Below are 16,607 nucleotides of genomic sequence, written 5' to 3'. Positions count from 1 at the left end.
CGCTGCCGTTGTGCCGGTGTCTCGAAAAGCTCGTAGGGCGCCACGCGAACTCGCCTTACTCGGGTTTGAAGTCGTGCCTCGGTCCAGAAATGAAGCTGTCGCATTATTCTAGTATTCGGTTTTGATGCCATCCAATCAATCGCTGGCTTCTCGGACAGTATTGATCGGGCGTTGGAGCGATGATGATACTGGTAACAGGCGGGGCGGGATATATTGGCTCGCACACTTGCGTCGAGCTCCTTAAAACCGGGCACGATATCATTGTGGTCGATAACCTGAGCAACTCAAGTCGAGTATCTCTCCGCCGGGTCGAACAGATCTGCGGTCGGTCGTTGCTCTTTCGGGAAGGTGACATTCGAGACCGCGCTTTGCTTAAGGACGTGATGCTGACCCATGAGGTCAGCGCAGTGATCCATTTTGCAGGTTTGAAGGCGGTCGGCGAGTCCGTTCAAGAGCCGGTCGCCTACTACGATAACAATGTCGGCGGTACCCTTCAGCTTCTTGCAGTGATGCAGGAGGTCGGTGTGAAGAAGATCGTTTTCAGCTCATCGGCCACAGTCTATGGCGAACCAAACAAGCTCCCACTCAGTGAGGATCACCCATTGTCGGCGACGAACCCTTACGGTCGCAGCAAACTGATGATCGAGGAAATACTGCGCGATCAGTTTGTAGCGACGCCCGATTGGTCGATCGCAATCCTGCGCTATTTCAATCCGGTCGGCGCGCACGAGAGCGGGCTGATTGGGGAGAGCCCCGTGGGGATGCCGAACAACCTGCTGCCTTATGTGGCCCAAGTCGCCGTCGGTCGCAGAGAGTATCTCAACGTCTGGGGCAAAGATTATGCGACTCCGGATGGAACGGGGGTCCGCGACTACATCCACGTGGTCGATCTTGCGGTTGGCCACCTCATGGCATTGAACAAGATGCAGTATCCGCAAATCACCACGGTGAACCTGGGAAGCGGGACCGGGACCAGCGTCTTGGAGATCGTGGAGGCCTTTTCGAAAGCAAGCGGTCGGAACATTCCTGTGGTGTTTGGTCCGCGCCGCCGCGGTGACGTCGCATCGTGTTATGCAGATGCCACCGTAGCCGAAGGGCTGCTTGGTTGGAAGGCAAAGCGGTCAATCATGGAAATGTGCATAGACCATTGGCGCTGGCAACAATCGAACCGCGATGGTTACGGTGCTGAGGTCTCATAAATCATTGGCGTGATCAGCGGATCAGCGGGATCGTTGATTTGTTGACGTGTTGCGTCCGATGGTTGCTCGTCGATGCCGCTCGCGAATACCGACCGCGGAAGACACCTAGGATCGTATGCGTCCGGCGGCAGTCGGCGCGGGAGATCACGTCCCCAGAGATAGCTTGGTAGTGCAAAGCCGTCCGCCGGCGCGCTCGGAATTCCCGCTTCACCAAGTTGTCGCAGCACTATGCAAAGCAGTCACAGTATTGGAGAAATGGAGGGCGTTTTGATCCTGTCTATCACCATGCGCAGAATATTCTTCGTGCTCATGATCTTCTCAGCCGGAATCGCTTCTTACAATTGGAACTTCTTCCGCGCCGCAGACCCATTGTTCTTCGAGCAAACCAATGCCGATTCAGAGGAGTTGATTTTAGATGGGATTCTGCACGGAGAAATCGGTTCTCCGATGATTGGACGGTATAATAGGCCAATCGACGTTTCACCCGGTGTTGAACGGAAGCTTTATGTTGATCGGGATACATCTGGGGAATTCCGCCGATATACCTCGCAATTCGGAATACAGTACTATTTCTTTTTCTATTTTTCGAAGTATGTCAGTCGGGACTACCGAGTCATGCAATTGGTGGCTTCCGCTTTCATGGCGGCGGTCGTCTGCGGTTTCTTTGTCGGCATGGCGTCGATCTCAACTGATGCGCTTGCTCTCGCGTTTGTATTACCGTTGTTGATTTCGCCATGGGTCGCGGCATTCGCAGCCAACCTGTACTGGGTCGAATTCACCTGGTTTCTTCCGGCCTTGATCGCGCTCCTGCTGGGTCGTCGAGCGCTTCTCTCATTCCGTTGGTTTGTGCTGCTCTGCATCTTCATGTTCGCGAGCTTCCTGTTGAGGCTCTTGAGCGGTTACGAATTTGCTTCCACGGTTGTTATCGCAAGTTTCGTATTCTTGCTCTTGCATGGCCTTCGAGAGCGCGCTTCGGCGAGGCGCATTTTGGCGCATGTCTTCGCAGTTGGATGCATATCGTTGCTGTCGTTCGCGACGGCGGTAATGCTTCATGCGCGAGCGCTCGGGCCCGATATGGCGTCCGGCTTGAGCCAAGTCACCGAAGTCGCAGCGAAACGTTTGTCGGCCAAGTATTGCGGCGAGGCATGTATCGAGGCCGCTTGCGCAGCGGAGTTTCAAGGTACCAAGTCCGCCGAAGAAAAGGGAGAGATCTGTGTCAGGCGACTACGGGCATCTCTCAACGCACCTGTTTACAAGATGATCCCGAGGTATTTGTTGATGCAGCATTTCGTGCCGTGGATTGATTATTTGTCTGACATGTCCGAGGAAAAAAAGAGCGAAATCAGTGCGCTCGCGCACGAGCTGAAGACTGCAATCGTGTCTCACAGCGTGCAAAGCTTTGTGCGCATCGTGGAGAGCCTGAACCGATCCTTGATTGTGTCCATCGCCTCAACTGGGATGAGCATATTCGCGTTTTTGGCGTTCAACCTCGCGGTATTTTATACCATGGCAAGGCATCGATCGATTCTCTCGTCAGTTACATTGGCGAGTTTCCTATGTTCTGCCTCCTGGTTCGTTCTGGCTAAAGGTCACTCCTACATTCATACGCATATCAACTTCGTTTTGTGGTACTTGTTGTACATTCCTTTCGGACTACTCAGCATTGTCGATTCGAAATGTCGTCTGTTCCCGAGTTGGGGTGAAAAGCCCGCGGAGATATCGAACGGTAAACTGCCTTTCGCACCGTCGTGAACGTTCTCCGCGGACGAAGAGGGACTCGCGGTGCTTCATGGGGCGTACGCGCCTCGCACAACGTCGAACAACTCGCCGAGCATGGCAAGCTTGCCCTTGAAGCCGGCGATCTTGGTGGGGGTCGCTTCGCCCAAGGGATAACTGCGACGAACCGGTACCTCGCAGACTTTCATCCCCAACTGCCCGGCCCGAACCGTGAGATAAAAGAGCAGCTCGTAGCGTTGGAACACGTCCCGGAAAGGAGCGACCCGGGGATCCAGAAGATAACGGCGGGAGTACGCGCGGAAGCCGTTGGTCGTGTCGGTATACCAATGCCGTCCAGCGAAACTCAGCAATGGCGCGTGGATGAAGCGGTTCGCGAGCGTACGTTCGAGTGGCGTATTCTCTGCTTTGCCGCCAGGACGATATCGTGAGCCCTGGACATAATCGTAACCTTCGTCGAGTTTAGCGCACATCGAGGCGATCGCTTCCACGCCATCCTTGCCGTTACCATCTATCGTGATGATCCCCTCGTAGCCTTCGTCGAGGCACCAAGCGTAGGCCATCCTTAGCTGCGCGCTGAGTTTGCCCGGCCCTGTCTTTACCAACACGGCGCGGACGGAAAGGATCGAAACAAATTCCGCGCTGACCGAACCGTCCGTGGAACCTCCATCGGCAACAATCACATCGACGGGGGGAGCTACGTCCGCGATGATCCGTAGCTGGCGCCGAATGCGTTCGCCTTCGTTGATCACGGGGATGACCAGCGCGTGGCGGCTTCGCCGTGGGTTGTAGAGATGGATCTCGAAGGCGGGAACTTGGCGAGCCGTCGATGGCTCCTGCGCAATGGCTTCCATTCCGTTTTGAACCTCTCGACACTTTGCTGGAACCTAAACGCCGCGTTCGATCAGATCGATTCGTAGCGCGACGACACGCGGCGATACACCATGAAACGGCTGAGCAGATAATTCAGAACGAACGAGACGCCGGCCGCCGCGATCAGCACGGCGAAGCGTGACCAACGGCTCGCCGCCCACGGCGATAGCGCAGAGGCGACAAGAACGCGCACGCAGAGTACGAGGACGGCCGAAATCAGATAGAGCGAGGCTCGATTTGGGGAGAGCGAGCATCCTTCCTCGCGGAACGTCCAGAGCTCGTGGCAGACGTAGTTGAACAACGCCCCGACGAAAAAGCCGGCGGCCGCCCCCACCGCCACGGGCATGCCGACAGCGGCGGCGACGGCGAAGGCCGTCGTTAAGTCCACCGCTAGTCCCGCGACGATCACGGCCGCGAAACGCATCATTTCCCGAGATTGAATCGGCAGGATCCTCATGACCAGCTTCCGGCGTTGGCGCTTAGCTCGAAACACGATAGCGCCTTCATGGCCGCTCTCCGGCCGTCGCGGCAGCGCGCAAGCGGACGACACATGCCTTCAGCGTCTCGAGACCATCTGCGACAACCTTCATTTCGATCGATACGGCATGATCGTATTCGATGTCGGTCAGCGCATCGAGCAAGGAGCGAGCGTCGGCTTCGCTTACCGGCGCGGGCGCTAAATTCGCGGCGGAGACGTGGACGTGGGATATATAGGCCTCGGCTTCAGCAACGTTAGCAGCGACGTCGTTGTAGTCATCCGTCATGTAGAGTGCGCCCGTGTCGAAGTTCAGCGTCACTGCCGGATGGCCAATCTTGTGAACTGCGGCGATCGTCTCGCTGACGGTGGTCATAAAGTTCGTTCCGTAGCCCACGGCGTTGGGTTCCAACGCAAGCCGCGTTCCGTTTGCCGCTGCGAGATCGCCAAGCGGGCAGAACGTTTCCCTCACACGGTTCGTCACGTCGTCCTCCGAGAAGCCGGGTGGCACGATGCGCTGTTTCGGCGATCCGATGACGAGATTGGGGATGCTGAGACGTCCGGCCAATTTGATTGCTCGCGCAAGGCCGGTTTCGAAACGTTCTCGACCTAACGGCGAGCCGAACAGATCGGCGCCATCGACGCCGAAAAGCAGCGACTGGGCGGAAACCAGGTTCAGACCGAACCGTTCGAATTCGGTGACGCGCGAACTTACCGCCTGCACGGATGGAGCAAACGGATCGTTCTCTTCGGCGAACAGCAGGCTCGGCGCGATTTCGAGGCCTGAGAACCCGTGGTCGCGAAGGACCGCATAAGCGTCTAATCGCTCGGCGTAGAGCCATGCGATATTGGAAACGGCAAACTTCACGTTGTCGCGCCTTTCTCGAAGAAGATTGCGAGATCGCGCAGCACGCTCGCGGAGTCGATGAGGTATGGGCCATTCGTATTCCAGAAGGCCGCGTGACGAGTTCGCATGTCCTCATGATAGAGGGGAGCGGCTGCGCCTTCGAAGGGGCGCCCAGTCAGCGCTTGGTGGATGTCGCGGGCCCGCAACGGCTCGGGAGCGAGATGGACGACCGGTAATTCGTTGGAAACCGCAACTTGGATGTCTCGCCAAAGGCGACCGAGGCCGTAGTACTGGAAGGTGCTGTCCGCATTGGTGAAGTGCACGGCGCTGAAGCCGACGTCGAAGAGCGCCTCCGTCAACACGATCCGGCCCGCGCCGTCGAGCCCCTTACGGTCACAGCGCAGCATCCCCAATTCCGCATCGTCGTGATAGACGGCGCGCAGAACCGCAGCTGCTGGGCTGGGAAGGAGATCGCTCAGTTCGGCGAATTTCGCTTTGGTAAGGAACGAAGGGATCGGGTTGGCGATGTCGAAGATGAAATTCTTCTTCAAGCCGACGCCGTAGAGCGCAGGCAGACGCAGAATGTGAGTCCTTGGAAACAGCGCGACCGCCGCTTCTTCAAGGAAGCGGCGATTGCGGCCGTAGGCTTTGTTGACCTCGAAGCGGTCGGCGTCTTCATCGAGCCCGGTTGGCTCCGCGAGCGTGGCGATGGTCGAAATGAGCACGAATCGCTTGGCAGCGACTCTCTCGAGATGGGACAGGAGCCTGCGGATATTGGCCAGGTCGCCGTCCGGGTCTTTGTTTGCAGCCCACATCGACGCGGGCGCTGCGGCGCAGACCACCAACTCGTATCCCGTGCCGTCGATGTCAGAGACGTTCTGCGAGTTGAAGCGGGCCGAGAAATCGTGTGCCAAAAGAAGATTTGTTCCCACGAACCCGGTATGACCAATTATTGCGTTTGCCATTCACGCTCCAGGCTTTGCGCCGCTTCCAGATCCAAATCCACGAGCCAGGACCTCACGTTGTCGAGACGCCGAAACGCTGCGCTACGCGCTACGCGCTATGCGCCGATCGCGGTTTGAATCCCGCTGACTTCCGTAGACGTCGATTGCGACAGGACGTTTACTCGTGCTTCGCCGAGCCCAACCGGACTGTGCTTCTCATATACGACAGCGTAGTCGCTCGTCCCCCGTTGCTCTTCAAGCAAACGACTCAGGTATTCGCTGATGAAAGCGAGAATGACGAACAACAGCATGAACTGCACTGACAAGAAGAGGACTGTCGTAGTCCATCCTTCCACCACGCCTCGCTTCAAAAGACGCACGAGCAAAACGTAGACGGCAAAAGAAAAGCCGAGAAAGCTTCCTAACAGCCCGACGCCCGACATCCACCGAAGCGGTCGTGACGAATTGAAAACGAGTAAGCGCAGAAATCTCCTGCCGGCTCGGAACAGCGATCGCTGTCGGTGCACGTCGACTTTCGTTTCGTAAACGAGCGCTTCGGAAGAGTAGCCAGTCTTCTGGAGGCGCTGGGCGAATTGGTGGTGGAACCGACCGGTTTCGATGACTGCGTTGATCGCTCGCCGGCTCACACAGCGAAATCCCGTCGCATTCGCTGGGAGTTCGTAATCGATTGCGGCGAGCAGTCGGCTGGCCAAGCGTCGTGCCAAACCGTAGAGCGGCGGGAGCGGACGGCTCGAGACGCCGACGATGATGTCGGTCCCCTTCTGACAGGCTACGACCCCTTCGCCGATCGACTCCAGGCGATCGACGATCGGATCAAAAATGACGACGAAATCGCCGATGGCGTTGTCGATCCCGGCGGTGCAGGCGACCTCGTAGTCCACCGCGTAAGCCAATTGAATGAGGCGAAGGCTCGGAACTGTCGCGAGAATATCGGCGAGGCGGGCGTCCAGGAGACGCTGCCGCGCCGGTCCTTGTACGATCAGGATGATTTCATAATCCGAATACCGCGAATTGAGTTCGTCGCACACGGCCGCCACGCCGCTCTTCAGGGAGTCATCCGGGCGCTGGACGACGATGATGACGGAAACGAAGGCGTCACTTTTCACGGTCGCATGCTCCCGGTTCGTGTCACAATGCCCTGCGCTTCAATGACCGCAATCACATCGTAAACATTGTCGATTTTGCCCCCGAGTATGCTGTGCAGCCCTGGGAGGCCGTGATTGGGACGGAAGAGTATTGGCCTGGAGTCGTCGGTCTCGCTCCGAGGCAACACGGTCTTGACCTCCCACAGCGAGTCTTCATGGCGGCAGTCACCGAGGATGGGCATATGCCGGGCGGCGTCGCGACGCATGAATTCCCAGGAGCTGGCGGCCGGCTTCGCCGTCCAGAACCTGGTCGGATCACCGCTCTGCTCCTCGAAGCACTCGTAGCGCGGCGTGTATCGCACGTGGCTAAATGAATGCCGTCTCAGCGGAGGAAATGGCATCACCGAGAAGAATGGACCACACATCACGGTGACCCCGACGTTCTGGAGCACCTCGGGGACCTGAACTATGCACATCTCGGTCATTTCGTGCTTTAGCGCAATCGCGGGAAGCGCGGAGCTGGTGAGCAGATGATTGATGTTGGAATAGGTGCAATTGAATATCTGATCGGCGACGACGTCCTCGGTCGAGCCATCGGCATTCCGGATGGTCGCTGCCAAGCGGAGCCTTTCGTTGCGCACCCTCTCGACTGTGGTCTCCAGCCGCCATTCGACTCCAGCCGACGCGATGCGGCTGTGCATGACCGACCGCAGAGCGTCGGCGTTGAAGGCGTACTCCACAGCAGAGAAACATGCCTCGATGAAATTCGGATTGGTCAGGCTCCGCAGCCAGTTCGGAGCAACTTCGTATGGTGCCCCGATCCTGTCGCAAAACTTCGCGAACTGCGCTGGGGTCACCTTGCCGAGTTTCGAGCCGATCAGATAGAACGTGTGAAAATCGGAAACAACGCAATCTCGAAACTCAGCCACGAAGCGAGGGAACGACACTCTAGATCTTAGTGCGGTCAGAACACTTCGCGGATAGTGATAGCCGTTGTGAACCCTGGCCTGGTTGTTGTGCGAGGCGCGCCGCATGAAATCGGGCTCGCGCTCGCAAAGCAGAACCGCATGGCCATTCAGGGCAAGAAATTCGGACAAATACAAGCCGAAAAACCCTCCGCCCACGACTACGAATTTCTGCCGGCGCACTCTCTAGTCCCCACACCAATTCGTCACTCGGCTGGCCTCGAAATGCGGCTCGTCCCGGCTTGAAAATCTCCGTCCCTCGCGGATGACCAATCCATCGCTGCCGCCATACCCGATGTCATGTTGCTTCACCCCGCCGCGCGCGGAAACGGCCGTGCGTCCTCTCTAAGTGGAATCTCGAATTCAGAGGCGATCGGCGCGCGCAACTTGATTCCGAGCTTGAAATAGATCGTCAGGAAACAAATTGTAACGAAGTTATTGTGAACAAATAACGAGCCATCGCCTATTCCGAACAGGCTGAGAGCCAGGAACAAAGCAAAAAACATCACGACGAACGGCTGACGAGACCTGAAGGCCACCAGGCAGGTTCCGCCGAGTCCGAGCAACACAATCAGCAGCAGTGAAAGAAGACCGGGTGCGCCGCCTGCTATGCCGACGTCGAGAAAGGAATTATGGAAGTTCGGGGCACGGAAATATTCGTCCAGAGCCCACAACCGTTCGGCTGGGCCGTCTTCCACGAAGAAACCAGAGTAGCCGTATCCAGTAAGCAGGCGGTCATAGAAGAATCCGGGCCACCGCTCCCATAGGGTGGTCCGCCCTGTCAGGTCGGACGAGCGGTCCAGCGCACCGAACAGCAAGTCTGATTTGACAAAAAATAGCATCGCCAAGACGATGGAAGTCAAGGCGCTGATGGAGAAGACGTATGTCTTGTTCCTTATGAGAGCCCACAGGCACAGCGAAGCGTCGAGGCTCACCAGGGTCACCACGATCCCGTTCGCCGAACCGCTGAGAAGGAGAAAAAGAAGGCTCGTCGACGCACCCAGCAATTTCCATGGCCAGGAAGCCCGTGATGCGAAGATGAGTAATGTATAGAACAAGAACGAGCTACTGAATACCATTGCCGCCTGCTGCTTGTGCGAGAACAAGCCAGCATACGCCATAGAGCCAAGGAGGGTTTCCCGTTCGGCGAGATCCGCCTCGTAGCTCGTATGCACGAAGGCGCTCAAGGCATGAATGATCATCACGATGGGAAAGACGTAGTGTAACGTCAGTATCGTCTGGTTCAGAGAAAAGCGGGATGCCATCCATGCGCAAAACGTCACGGTGAAAAACAGCAGCAGAAGACGCAGCCAGGAGTTTGGCTCCATTATTTCCGGTAACAGGTAGGCAAAGAGCAAGACCAGTACCGGCCAATTCCTGGCGAGCTCCGTTAGAACGCTGCGGGAGTGCAGGCTGACCAGCAGAGCCAATACCAAGTATCCACCTGCCCAAAACAACCGGTACACAAGGGACTCTCCGGCTGCGACGAATTGGTCGCCGCCCGGGTCCGGCAAGAATGCGACGTATACCACTCCGGAGGCAAAGACGAGCATGCCGGTGGCGAAGTACATCTCGAGTCGAGATGCTTGGTCGCTGCCTCTCATCCAAGTGTTTCCCACGAAAGTCCCACGCGCAGGCATGATCGCCTCCCAGCACAGTCCCGGCACGTGTTCGGGTTACCATCAGGCTTGGGTGGAAGCGGTATTGAACGTAGTCGTGTATGTTATCAATATGATGACCCCCGCCGCATGCGTTTTAGACCTGTCATGATGAACTGTCACGTCATGAAACTGTAAAGCTATCATGTCAGTGGGGGGAGGGGGTTACTGCGAGTGGTTCCCTGCGAGCGCAATGGAATCTGGACTCCGCAAACATGGACACCCGAGCGTACTTGCAGGAGAGAGGGGCTGACCTGTCTGAGCGCGAGCTGGCCGGCCTATCCGTGTCCATCTCCGACCTCGTCGAGCGGATGAGCGGCTTTCTGCGACGCCGCTACATGACGTTCGCGATCGTGACCGGGCTCGCGACCGCCTGTGGCCTCGTCTATCTGTTGACGGCTCCGGCCGAGTACACTGCCCACGCGGTGCTGATGATCGACTCCAGCAAGCTGCGGGCGCTCCAGCCCTCGCCCGCCGACGTCCCACTCGACACGGCCCAGGTGGAATCCCAGGTCGAATTGCTCAAGTCCGACAAGGTCGCCAAGGCCGTCGTCAAGGACTTGCACCTCATGGACGATCCGGAATTCGCGCGGACGGGGCTCTGGCGCACGCTCTTCTCGCCCCTCACTGGGCTGTTCGGCAGGGACAACGCGGCGCGAGGCCTGGACCATTCGGAAGACGAGCGCATTGAGGTCGCTCTCGACAGCTTCCTTCGCCAGCGGGCTATCACCCGTGTCGGGCGGAGCTACGCACTCGACGTTGCCTTCACCTCGCAGCGTCCGGCGCAGGCGGCCGAGATAGCCAACGCAATTGTTGAAGCCTACATCGTCGATCAGCTTGACGCGAAATACGAAGCGACGCGACGTGCCAGCAAATGGCTCCAGGAGCGAATGACTGAGCTCCGGACGCAAGCGACCGCCGTCGATCGCGCCGTCCTCGACTACAAGGAAAGCAACAACATCGTCGACATCGGGATCGCGTCCTCGCCAGGCGGTGCGAGCACGAGCATGCGTGCCCTCGAGGAGCAGCAGCTCGGCGAACTGGCAAGCCAGCTGAGTGCTGCTCGCGTGGCGAGTGGCGAGGCGAAGGCGCGGGTCGATCGCATCCAGGAGATACTGAAGCAGGATATCCCCGATGCGGCGGTGGCGGAATCGATCAAGAGCGAAGTGGTCATCCGGTTGCGTAACCAGTACCTCGACCTCGCCACGCGGGAAGGACTTTTGTCGGCCCGATACGGCAATGACCACCAGGCCACGATCAATCTACGCGATCAGATGCACCAGATTCGCCAGTCGATCGGGGCCGAGCTTCGCCGGATCGCTGAAAGCAACACGAGCGACTACGAGATCGCGAGGGCGCGGGAGGAGACGCTCAAGAACAAACTGGCCGACATGGTGTCGGATGCCCGTACCACCAGTCGCGAGCGGATCGGTTTGCGGGAGCTCGAAACCAACGCTCAAGCCTACCACAGCATCTACGACAGCTTTCTGACCCGCTATATGGAAGCGATCCAGCAGCAGTCATTCCCGATCACCGAGGCCCGCGTCGTCAGCCCGGCGAACCCGCGGGCGCCAAAGAGCGGGCCGAAGACGTTCGCCGTGTTGGGGGGCTCCATCCTGATAGGGCTCTGGTTGAGCGTCATCGTTGCCGTTCTGTGGGAAGTGCTCGATCGCGTATTTCGCACGACCAGGCAGGTGCATGAGATCTTGCAGACGGGCTGCCTTGCCGTCGTGCCGCAGTTGACGCCCGGAGTGCAGCCTCGCTGGCGTCGACGCTCGCGCATTCCGTGGGCGAGGGCCGCAGAACCGGGAACTAATCCGCCGCCCCGGCGAGGCGAGTTTTTCCGGTTCGTCGTATTTGCGCCGTTGTCGCCATTTGCGAACGCGATCAGTTCGATCAAGGTGGCAGCGGATATCGGCAGGGGCGGCAAGCCGAGCAAGGTAATTGGCGTCACGTCGACGTACGCGGGGGAAGGAAAGTCGACGGTGGCGAGCAATCTTGCCGAATTGATCGCCCAGGCTGGTAAGAAGGTCATTTTGATAGATACCGACGTGCGCAATCCGTCGTTGAGCCGCGTCGCCGGTGCGCAGGAGGGGAACGGCCTGCTCGAGGTCCTGGACGGAAGGGTCGAGCTCGACGATGCGGTGCGCACCGATGCAACGACTGGGCTGGCGTTTCTTCCGGCCGTCATTGGCTCCCCGCTCGCGCCGTCGCGGGAGGTTCTCGCCTCGGAGTCGTTCAGGATGCTGATCACACGGCTGCGGGAGAAGTTCGACAACATCATCGTCGACCTGCCTCCGCTGGGGCCGGTCACGGAAGTGCGCGCGACCGCCAGCCTCGTCGATTCATATGTCTACGTGATAGAGTGGGGACGGACCAGCCTGGTTGCTGTACGACAGCAGATGGTGGCAGCGCCTGAGGTTCATGACCGGTTGCTGGGAGCCGTTCTCAACAAGGTCGACATGAACGCATTTCGCCGGCATGAACATCACGTGGTCGGCTACTATGCGCAAGCCGACTACGCCCACTGAGCAACTGACGATCGAGCGGCGTCACATCGGAGCACAGGGCGATCTCGCCGCCGCTCGCCGCGCAGGGTTCTCGACCAAGCCGAGCGATTTTGGGTTTTCCGCGAGGGCGTTCAAGCGATCAGAATCCGGCATGATCGGTCGAGCGGGCTTCGCGCCAGTTCCATCGGCCACCATGACTCGTGAGAGGGGGGAATGATGCTGACGAGCGCCTTGCGAGTCGCCGGTCGATGGAAAGGCCGCGCGTTCTTTGCGCTCGTTGATCAGGGGTGTGTGAGCCTGTCGAATTTTCTCTTTACGATTGTGCTAGCCAACAACGTTTCCCTGGAAAGTTTTGGCTATTACAGCATTGCCTGGACGACCTCGATATTGGCCGAGACTGTGACGGGTGCGCTGATAAACGACGCTCTGCCGGCGTTCGCCAGTACGCGGGTGCGGGGCCCCCGAGGGGACTTCAGGAGCGCAGTAGCGTGGATCAACATAGCATTGGGCGGATTGACGAGCGTCGCGGTCGCCGCCGCCGGGATCACGGTTTTGTATTGGTCGCCGGAGCTCGGCGCGATTCTGCTTTGCCTGGCCATCGTAAATCCGGTTCAGCGCTTTCAATCATTCGTTCGTCGTCTCTGCTACATCGAGGATCGCGTTGACATCGCCGCACTAAGCGGCGTGTGTTACGCACTAACGATTTTCGGGCTCCTCGTGTGTCTCGTTCTGCTTGGCCGGCTCACGTCGGTTACGGCGCTTTTCGTTTGGGCGGCGGCCAGCATTCCAGCTGTGATTTTTGGTATCGCGGCCCGGATATCGCCGGTCGATGTCGTCTCGCGTGCTGCCGTCTATGAGGTGGCTCGCGACTTGTTTCGGTCCAGCCGTTGGTTGCTGGGCGCGTCTTTAATCTCCTGGGTCGGCAGCCAAGGTGTCATTCCGCTTGTGGCAGCGTTTGCCGGGCCGGCCGCTGGAGGAACCCTGCGAGCGCTGTTTAACATTGTCACACCAGTTAGTCAGATCAACGTTGCCATAAATCAATTGACCGTGCCGCGGCTTGCCGAAGCTGCGACCCGATCGGATGGTCGCACCATGCGCAAGCGCGTATCAGCTGTGACCGCAGTGTTCGTGCTTCTCGCGTCCGGCTTTTCGATCATTCTTATCGGATGGCCTGTCCAGGTCCTGACATTCTTCTACAAGAGGGCCGAGATGGTCGCCGCTGCGCCTTTGATGTGGCCGTTTGCAATCTTGGTCGTGACCGAAGCCGTCAACCAGGGCATAGCGGGGGCGCTGCTGGCGCTGAACCGGACGCGCGTCATTATGTTTGTCCGGGCCGCAGGTTTGATCGCGTTCCTCGGTTCGGCGTTGATCCTGCAACGGGAGTCAGGTCTGACCGGAGTCGTTTGGGGGCTTGTCGTCGCCAGCGTGGTGACCGCTATGATCTCGGGCCAGGAAGTGCTTAGGGCGACGCGCTGAAATTTACGATCTGCCCAAGGTCATCGTTCTTGCCAAGGTGATCTCAACGAATTTCGACGTCATGAATCCACCATGCCGAATATGATCGGCTCGGATGTTATTGATCGCTGACGATGTTCTGAGCGTTAGCAGCGCCATTCCGACAGCGCGCGAGACGGCTGATTAGCCGTGGCTCATCTTGCCCGCTTGGCCGGCGCGGAAATTCGGCGGTGCGGCGGAGCGCTCTGCCATGCGTTCCAGCATCGTCCGCAGATCGCTCGCGCAGGCCGCGCTCTCTTGCTCAAGGCGCTGCTGCAGTGAGGCGTCGAGAAACGCCTCGGTCAGATAGGCGTTCAATTTGACACGGGTGTGGCCATCGCGGCTCTTGCGGCGATCGAGTGGGATCGCAGCGGCGCCGCTGCGCGCTTCTGCCCCATCGCAGTCCATCAATGCTGCCAGTTCGTCGTAGGTGAGCCAGATCTGTGGCATGACGCCGTCTTCCTTATTATGAAGCCATGATCGCGCCCAGCGCTGATTTTTTCCTTAATGCAAAGATGGGGCCTCCCGCGTCCATGAGCGATTTTGGGATACAGAGTGAAATGCGCGTCCGTTGGGTTGTAACGTCTTGGGCCTGCGGTAACGCCTCTATTGATCGCGATCACGATAACGGATGCCGGCGTGACCGCGCTCGGTCTATACTATAGCGTGCGTGGAGCCTGACGCTCGATATCGTACTGATAGTTGATGTGATCGCCCGACGCATATCGAGGCGAGCATGCGTCGCGAAACGGGCTCACAACAGTTTTTAAATGGCCTGTCTGGCATTTGGCGCTGGTTGCTCGGCTTGCCGCCTCATGTACCCCGCGCGAGCGATCGCAGCGCTAGGGTCGTCATGCGACCGAATGACTGCTTCAGGAATATCGCCGGCCTATTGAAAAGGTTTACGATTTGCGATTACTAGCTCTTGGTGGGCAAGAATTGGCCGGAGAGGGCCACTACATGGTTGGCAAAAGGCATGCCTCGGAGGAGATTTCGGCCAAGCTGGCCCAGGCAGATCAACTGGTGGCCAGAGGCAAGACCCAGCGCGAGATATCGAAAGCGCTCGGCGTGAGCATCATGACCTACCATCGCTGGAAGAAGATGCTCAAATCTCCTGATGCGGGGGCGGATGGCGCAGGCGACGATATCATGAGCAGCGTGAGCGCGCCGCGCGATGCCTCGTCCAGCGATGCCATCAAGCGGCTGGAGCTCGAAAACGCCCAACTGCGACGTCTTGTCACTGACATGTTGCTGGAGAAGCTGAAGTACGAAGAGGAGCTTCGTGCGCGCCAGGAGCCGCGGCTCCGGCGGCCCGAGAAGGGCTAAGGCTTGGTCCCGAGCTAGGGCTTGATCCCCAGCGGGGGCGGCAAGTCGAAGGGCGAGGCAGGCGGCAGGGCGACAGGTCGCGGCGGGGCAGCCACCGCAATGGCAGGTCTGGCCTGCGCGGCGCCGTAGGACACCCAGACATTCGGATCCACCGCGCTCTGCCGTGACAGGTAGCGATAGCTGGTCTCGTACCAGAACAGGATTTCCGGCGTCTGGTTGTCGAGGATCATTTCGCCGTGGTCGGAGCGGACGGTCAGCACCGCGTGGCGCGTCTTCCCTTGGTTGCCTCCTTGATTCTCTCCTTGCTTCTCTTGGCCGCGCTCCTCGACGATGGTGATCAGCAGCGCGCCTAGCGGCCAGCCGGCCTTGGCGAGCATTTTGCGCTTGAGCAGAACCATGTCCTCGCAATCGCCGCGGTCGAGCGGATAGGCCCAGCGCTCTTCCGTCCCGTAGAGTTCGGCATCGCTGGTCCAGACCACGCGGTCATTGACGTATTTGTTGATCTCGTAGAGCTGCTGCAGCAGATCCGGCGTCAGCGTCATTTCGCGCGCCTGGTCCGCGGTCGGCTTGCACTCCTCGGCATTGGTGGCGCAGAGCTGCAACCATCCGTTCGGCGCCTTGGTGGCGTTCCCGATCGCAGCGAACAGCGCCGGACGGGCGAGGAAGGCGTGGGCCGGCGCGCCAGCGAGCAGGACGGTCGCGGTGAGGGCGGCGGCAGCCGTCAGCCACCGGCGAAGCCGTGCGATGCGCTTGCGTTGCTCCCTGCGAGATCCGGTCATGCCTGTCCCCCATCGGCGTCCGGATGGGAGGCTCGCAGACAGATTTCGCGATACCGCTAAGCCGTTCCTTCAAATTGAATCGATCTCGGAGAAAGTCGGTCCAGTCCATTGGTCATAGTGAGGTTTCGATTAATGCGCGCACCCTGGCAGCTCAGCCAAATCCTGAGCCTGAAGGGCCGCCGTCAACTCATTGAAATCACGTCAAATGCGTCCGCCGCAGGAAGACGCGCGGGTCCGCTAGCCATATTCCTCGCCGATCCCGTATTCCCGGTAGATCTCGAGCGGGTCGAGGTCAGGGAACAGGCGGCACTTGGCCTGAGCGAGGTGCAGGATCACGGCCGCAGGCTCCTTGCCGTTCGACAGCATTTTCCGGATATCGTCCATATGTGCGCTCGGCTGGTGCTTGGCCTCGAGCTGCTCCAGCGCGACCAGCGCGGTTGCGAGCGCCTCGGTCAGAACCCAGTCGTCGTGGCCCGTGATTCCCTTCTTCGGCATCGGCAGACCCCAATCCGCAAGACCTCACGTATGGTAGTGGCAGCAGTCTACCGTAGCTTCCGTCGAATCTCCATCGAGCCGCGGCGGCGTGGAACAAGGCGAGCGGCGCGCTCTCGCTTGCATTATGGCGGCGCGTGGCTAAAAGGCGGCGGCGCGCGGGCGATGGTATCCTTATTGAAACAAAGTTGGCGTAGACGGGCCT

Annotated in this window: 15 protein-coding genes; 5 read left to right on the top strand and 10 right to left on the bottom strand. The window is 59.0% G+C overall.

Translation table 11 applies throughout. From position 1 onward, the window contains the following. Positions 1-179 precede the first annotated feature (179 nt). Positions 180-1,199, top strand: a complete 1,020-nt coding sequence (galE, locus tag ACP2YP_RS23285; RefSeq protein ID WP_426418667.1) for a UDP-glucose 4-epimerase GalE — start codon at positions 180-182, stop codon at positions 1,197-1,199. Positions 1,200-1,466: 267 nt separating this feature from the next. After that, positions 1,467-2,951: a hypothetical protein gene (locus ACP2YP_RS23280; protein ID WP_426418666.1), complete on the top strand. Its 1,485-nt coding sequence runs from the start codon at positions 1,467-1,469 to the stop codon at positions 2,949-2,951. A 35-nt stretch (positions 2,952-2,986) separates the two neighbouring features. Here the strand turns inward: ACP2YP_RS23280 and ACP2YP_RS23275 are convergent, their stop codons facing one another. The 7 genes from ACP2YP_RS23275 to ACP2YP_RS23245 all read right to left on the bottom strand — a co-directional run bounded on the left by ACP2YP_RS23275 (position 2,987) and on the right by ACP2YP_RS23245 (position 9,747). After that, the gene (locus ACP2YP_RS23275; protein ID WP_426418665.1) at positions 2,987-3,787 is read right to left on the bottom strand and encodes a glycosyltransferase family 2 protein; all 801 of its coding nucleotides are present in this window, start codon (positions 3,785-3,787) and stop codon (positions 2,987-2,989) included. Between the two features lie 50 nt (positions 3,788-3,837). Beyond that, positions 3,838-4,263: a GtrA family protein gene (locus tag ACP2YP_RS23270; RefSeq protein WP_426418664.1), complete on the bottom strand. Its 426-nt coding sequence runs from the start codon at positions 4,261-4,263 to the stop codon at positions 3,838-3,840. A 46-nt stretch (positions 4,264-4,309) separates the two neighbouring features. Beyond that, the gene (locus ACP2YP_RS23265; RefSeq protein ID WP_426418663.1) at positions 4,310-5,149 is read right to left on the bottom strand and encodes a sugar phosphate isomerase/epimerase family protein; all 840 of its coding nucleotides are present in this window, start codon (positions 5,147-5,149) and stop codon (positions 4,310-4,312) included. Continuing rightward, positions 5,146-6,093, bottom strand: coding sequence for a hypothetical protein (locus ACP2YP_RS23260; RefSeq protein WP_426418662.1), 948 nt, complete (start codon positions 6,091-6,093; stop codon positions 5,146-5,148). Before ACP2YP_RS23260 ends, ACP2YP_RS23265 begins: the two co-directional genes overlap by 4 nt. Before the next feature lie 95 nt (positions 6,094-6,188). After that, positions 6,189-7,199: a hypothetical protein gene (locus ACP2YP_RS23255; RefSeq protein WP_426418661.1), complete on the bottom strand. Its 1,011-nt coding sequence runs from the start codon at positions 7,197-7,199 to the stop codon at positions 6,189-6,191. Next, complete coding sequence (locus ACP2YP_RS23250) at positions 7,196-8,326, bottom strand: FAD-dependent oxidoreductase (protein ID WP_426418660.1); 1,131 nt, start codon at positions 8,324-8,326, stop codon at positions 7,196-7,198. Before ACP2YP_RS23250 ends, ACP2YP_RS23255 begins: the two co-directional genes overlap by 4 nt. 125 nt (positions 8,327-8,451) lie before the next feature. Beyond that, entirely contained in the window at positions 8,452-9,747 is a 1,296-nt protein-coding gene (locus tag ACP2YP_RS23245) for an O-antigen ligase family protein (RefSeq protein WP_426418659.1), read from the bottom strand. A 269-nt stretch (positions 9,748-10,016) separates the two neighbouring features. Here ACP2YP_RS23245 and ACP2YP_RS23240 point away from each other — a divergent pair, with 269 nt between their 5' ends. Together ACP2YP_RS23240 and ACP2YP_RS23235 are read left to right on the top strand one after the other, a co-directional pair. After that, positions 10,017-12,332, top strand: a complete 2,316-nt coding sequence (locus ACP2YP_RS23240; RefSeq protein ID WP_426418658.1) for a polysaccharide biosynthesis tyrosine autokinase — start codon at positions 10,017-10,019, stop codon at positions 12,330-12,332. A gap of 192 nt (positions 12,333-12,524) precedes the next feature. Then, the gene (locus ACP2YP_RS23235) at positions 12,525-13,787 is read left to right on the top strand and encodes a lipopolysaccharide biosynthesis protein (protein ID WP_426418657.1); all 1,263 of its coding nucleotides are present in this window, start codon (positions 12,525-12,527) and stop codon (positions 13,785-13,787) included. Positions 13,788-13,949: 162 nt separating this feature from the next. Here ACP2YP_RS23235 and ACP2YP_RS23230 read toward each other — a convergent pair whose 3' ends face one another. Then, entirely contained in the window at positions 13,950-14,255 is a 306-nt protein-coding gene (locus ACP2YP_RS23230; protein WP_426418656.1) for a hypothetical protein, read from the bottom strand. A 489-nt stretch (positions 14,256-14,744) separates the two neighbouring features. Between ACP2YP_RS23230 and ACP2YP_RS23225 the strand changes: the two genes are divergently transcribed. Continuing rightward, a complete protein-coding gene (locus ACP2YP_RS23225) occupies positions 14,745-15,131 on the top strand; it encodes a helix-turn-helix domain-containing protein (protein ID WP_426418655.1) in 387 nt (128 codons plus the stop codon). Positions 15,132-15,145: 14 nt separating this feature from the next. Here ACP2YP_RS23225 and ACP2YP_RS23220 read toward each other — a convergent pair whose 3' ends face one another. Both ACP2YP_RS23220 and ACP2YP_RS23215 read right to left on the bottom strand, forming a co-directional pair. Further along, on the bottom strand, positions 15,146-15,910 hold the full coding sequence (locus tag ACP2YP_RS23220) for a transglutaminase-like cysteine peptidase (protein ID WP_426418654.1): 765 nt from the start codon (positions 15,908-15,910) through the stop codon (positions 15,146-15,148). A gap of 237 nt (positions 15,911-16,147) precedes the next feature. Continuing rightward, positions 16,148-16,405 carry a hypothetical protein gene (locus ACP2YP_RS23215; RefSeq protein ID WP_426418653.1) on the bottom strand — a complete coding sequence of 86 codons (258 nt, stop codon included), beginning with the start codon at positions 16,403-16,405 and terminating at the stop codon, positions 16,148-16,150. Positions 16,406-16,607 lie beyond the last annotated feature (202 nt).

The organism is Bradyrhizobium genosp. A, assembly GCF_049949275.1.
Taxonomy (GTDB): Bacteria; Pseudomonadota; Alphaproteobacteria; order Rhizobiales; family Xanthobacteraceae; genus Bradyrhizobium.
Note: the sequence above shows the minus strand (reverse complement) of the source record. Positions and strands in the feature narration are given on the sequence as shown.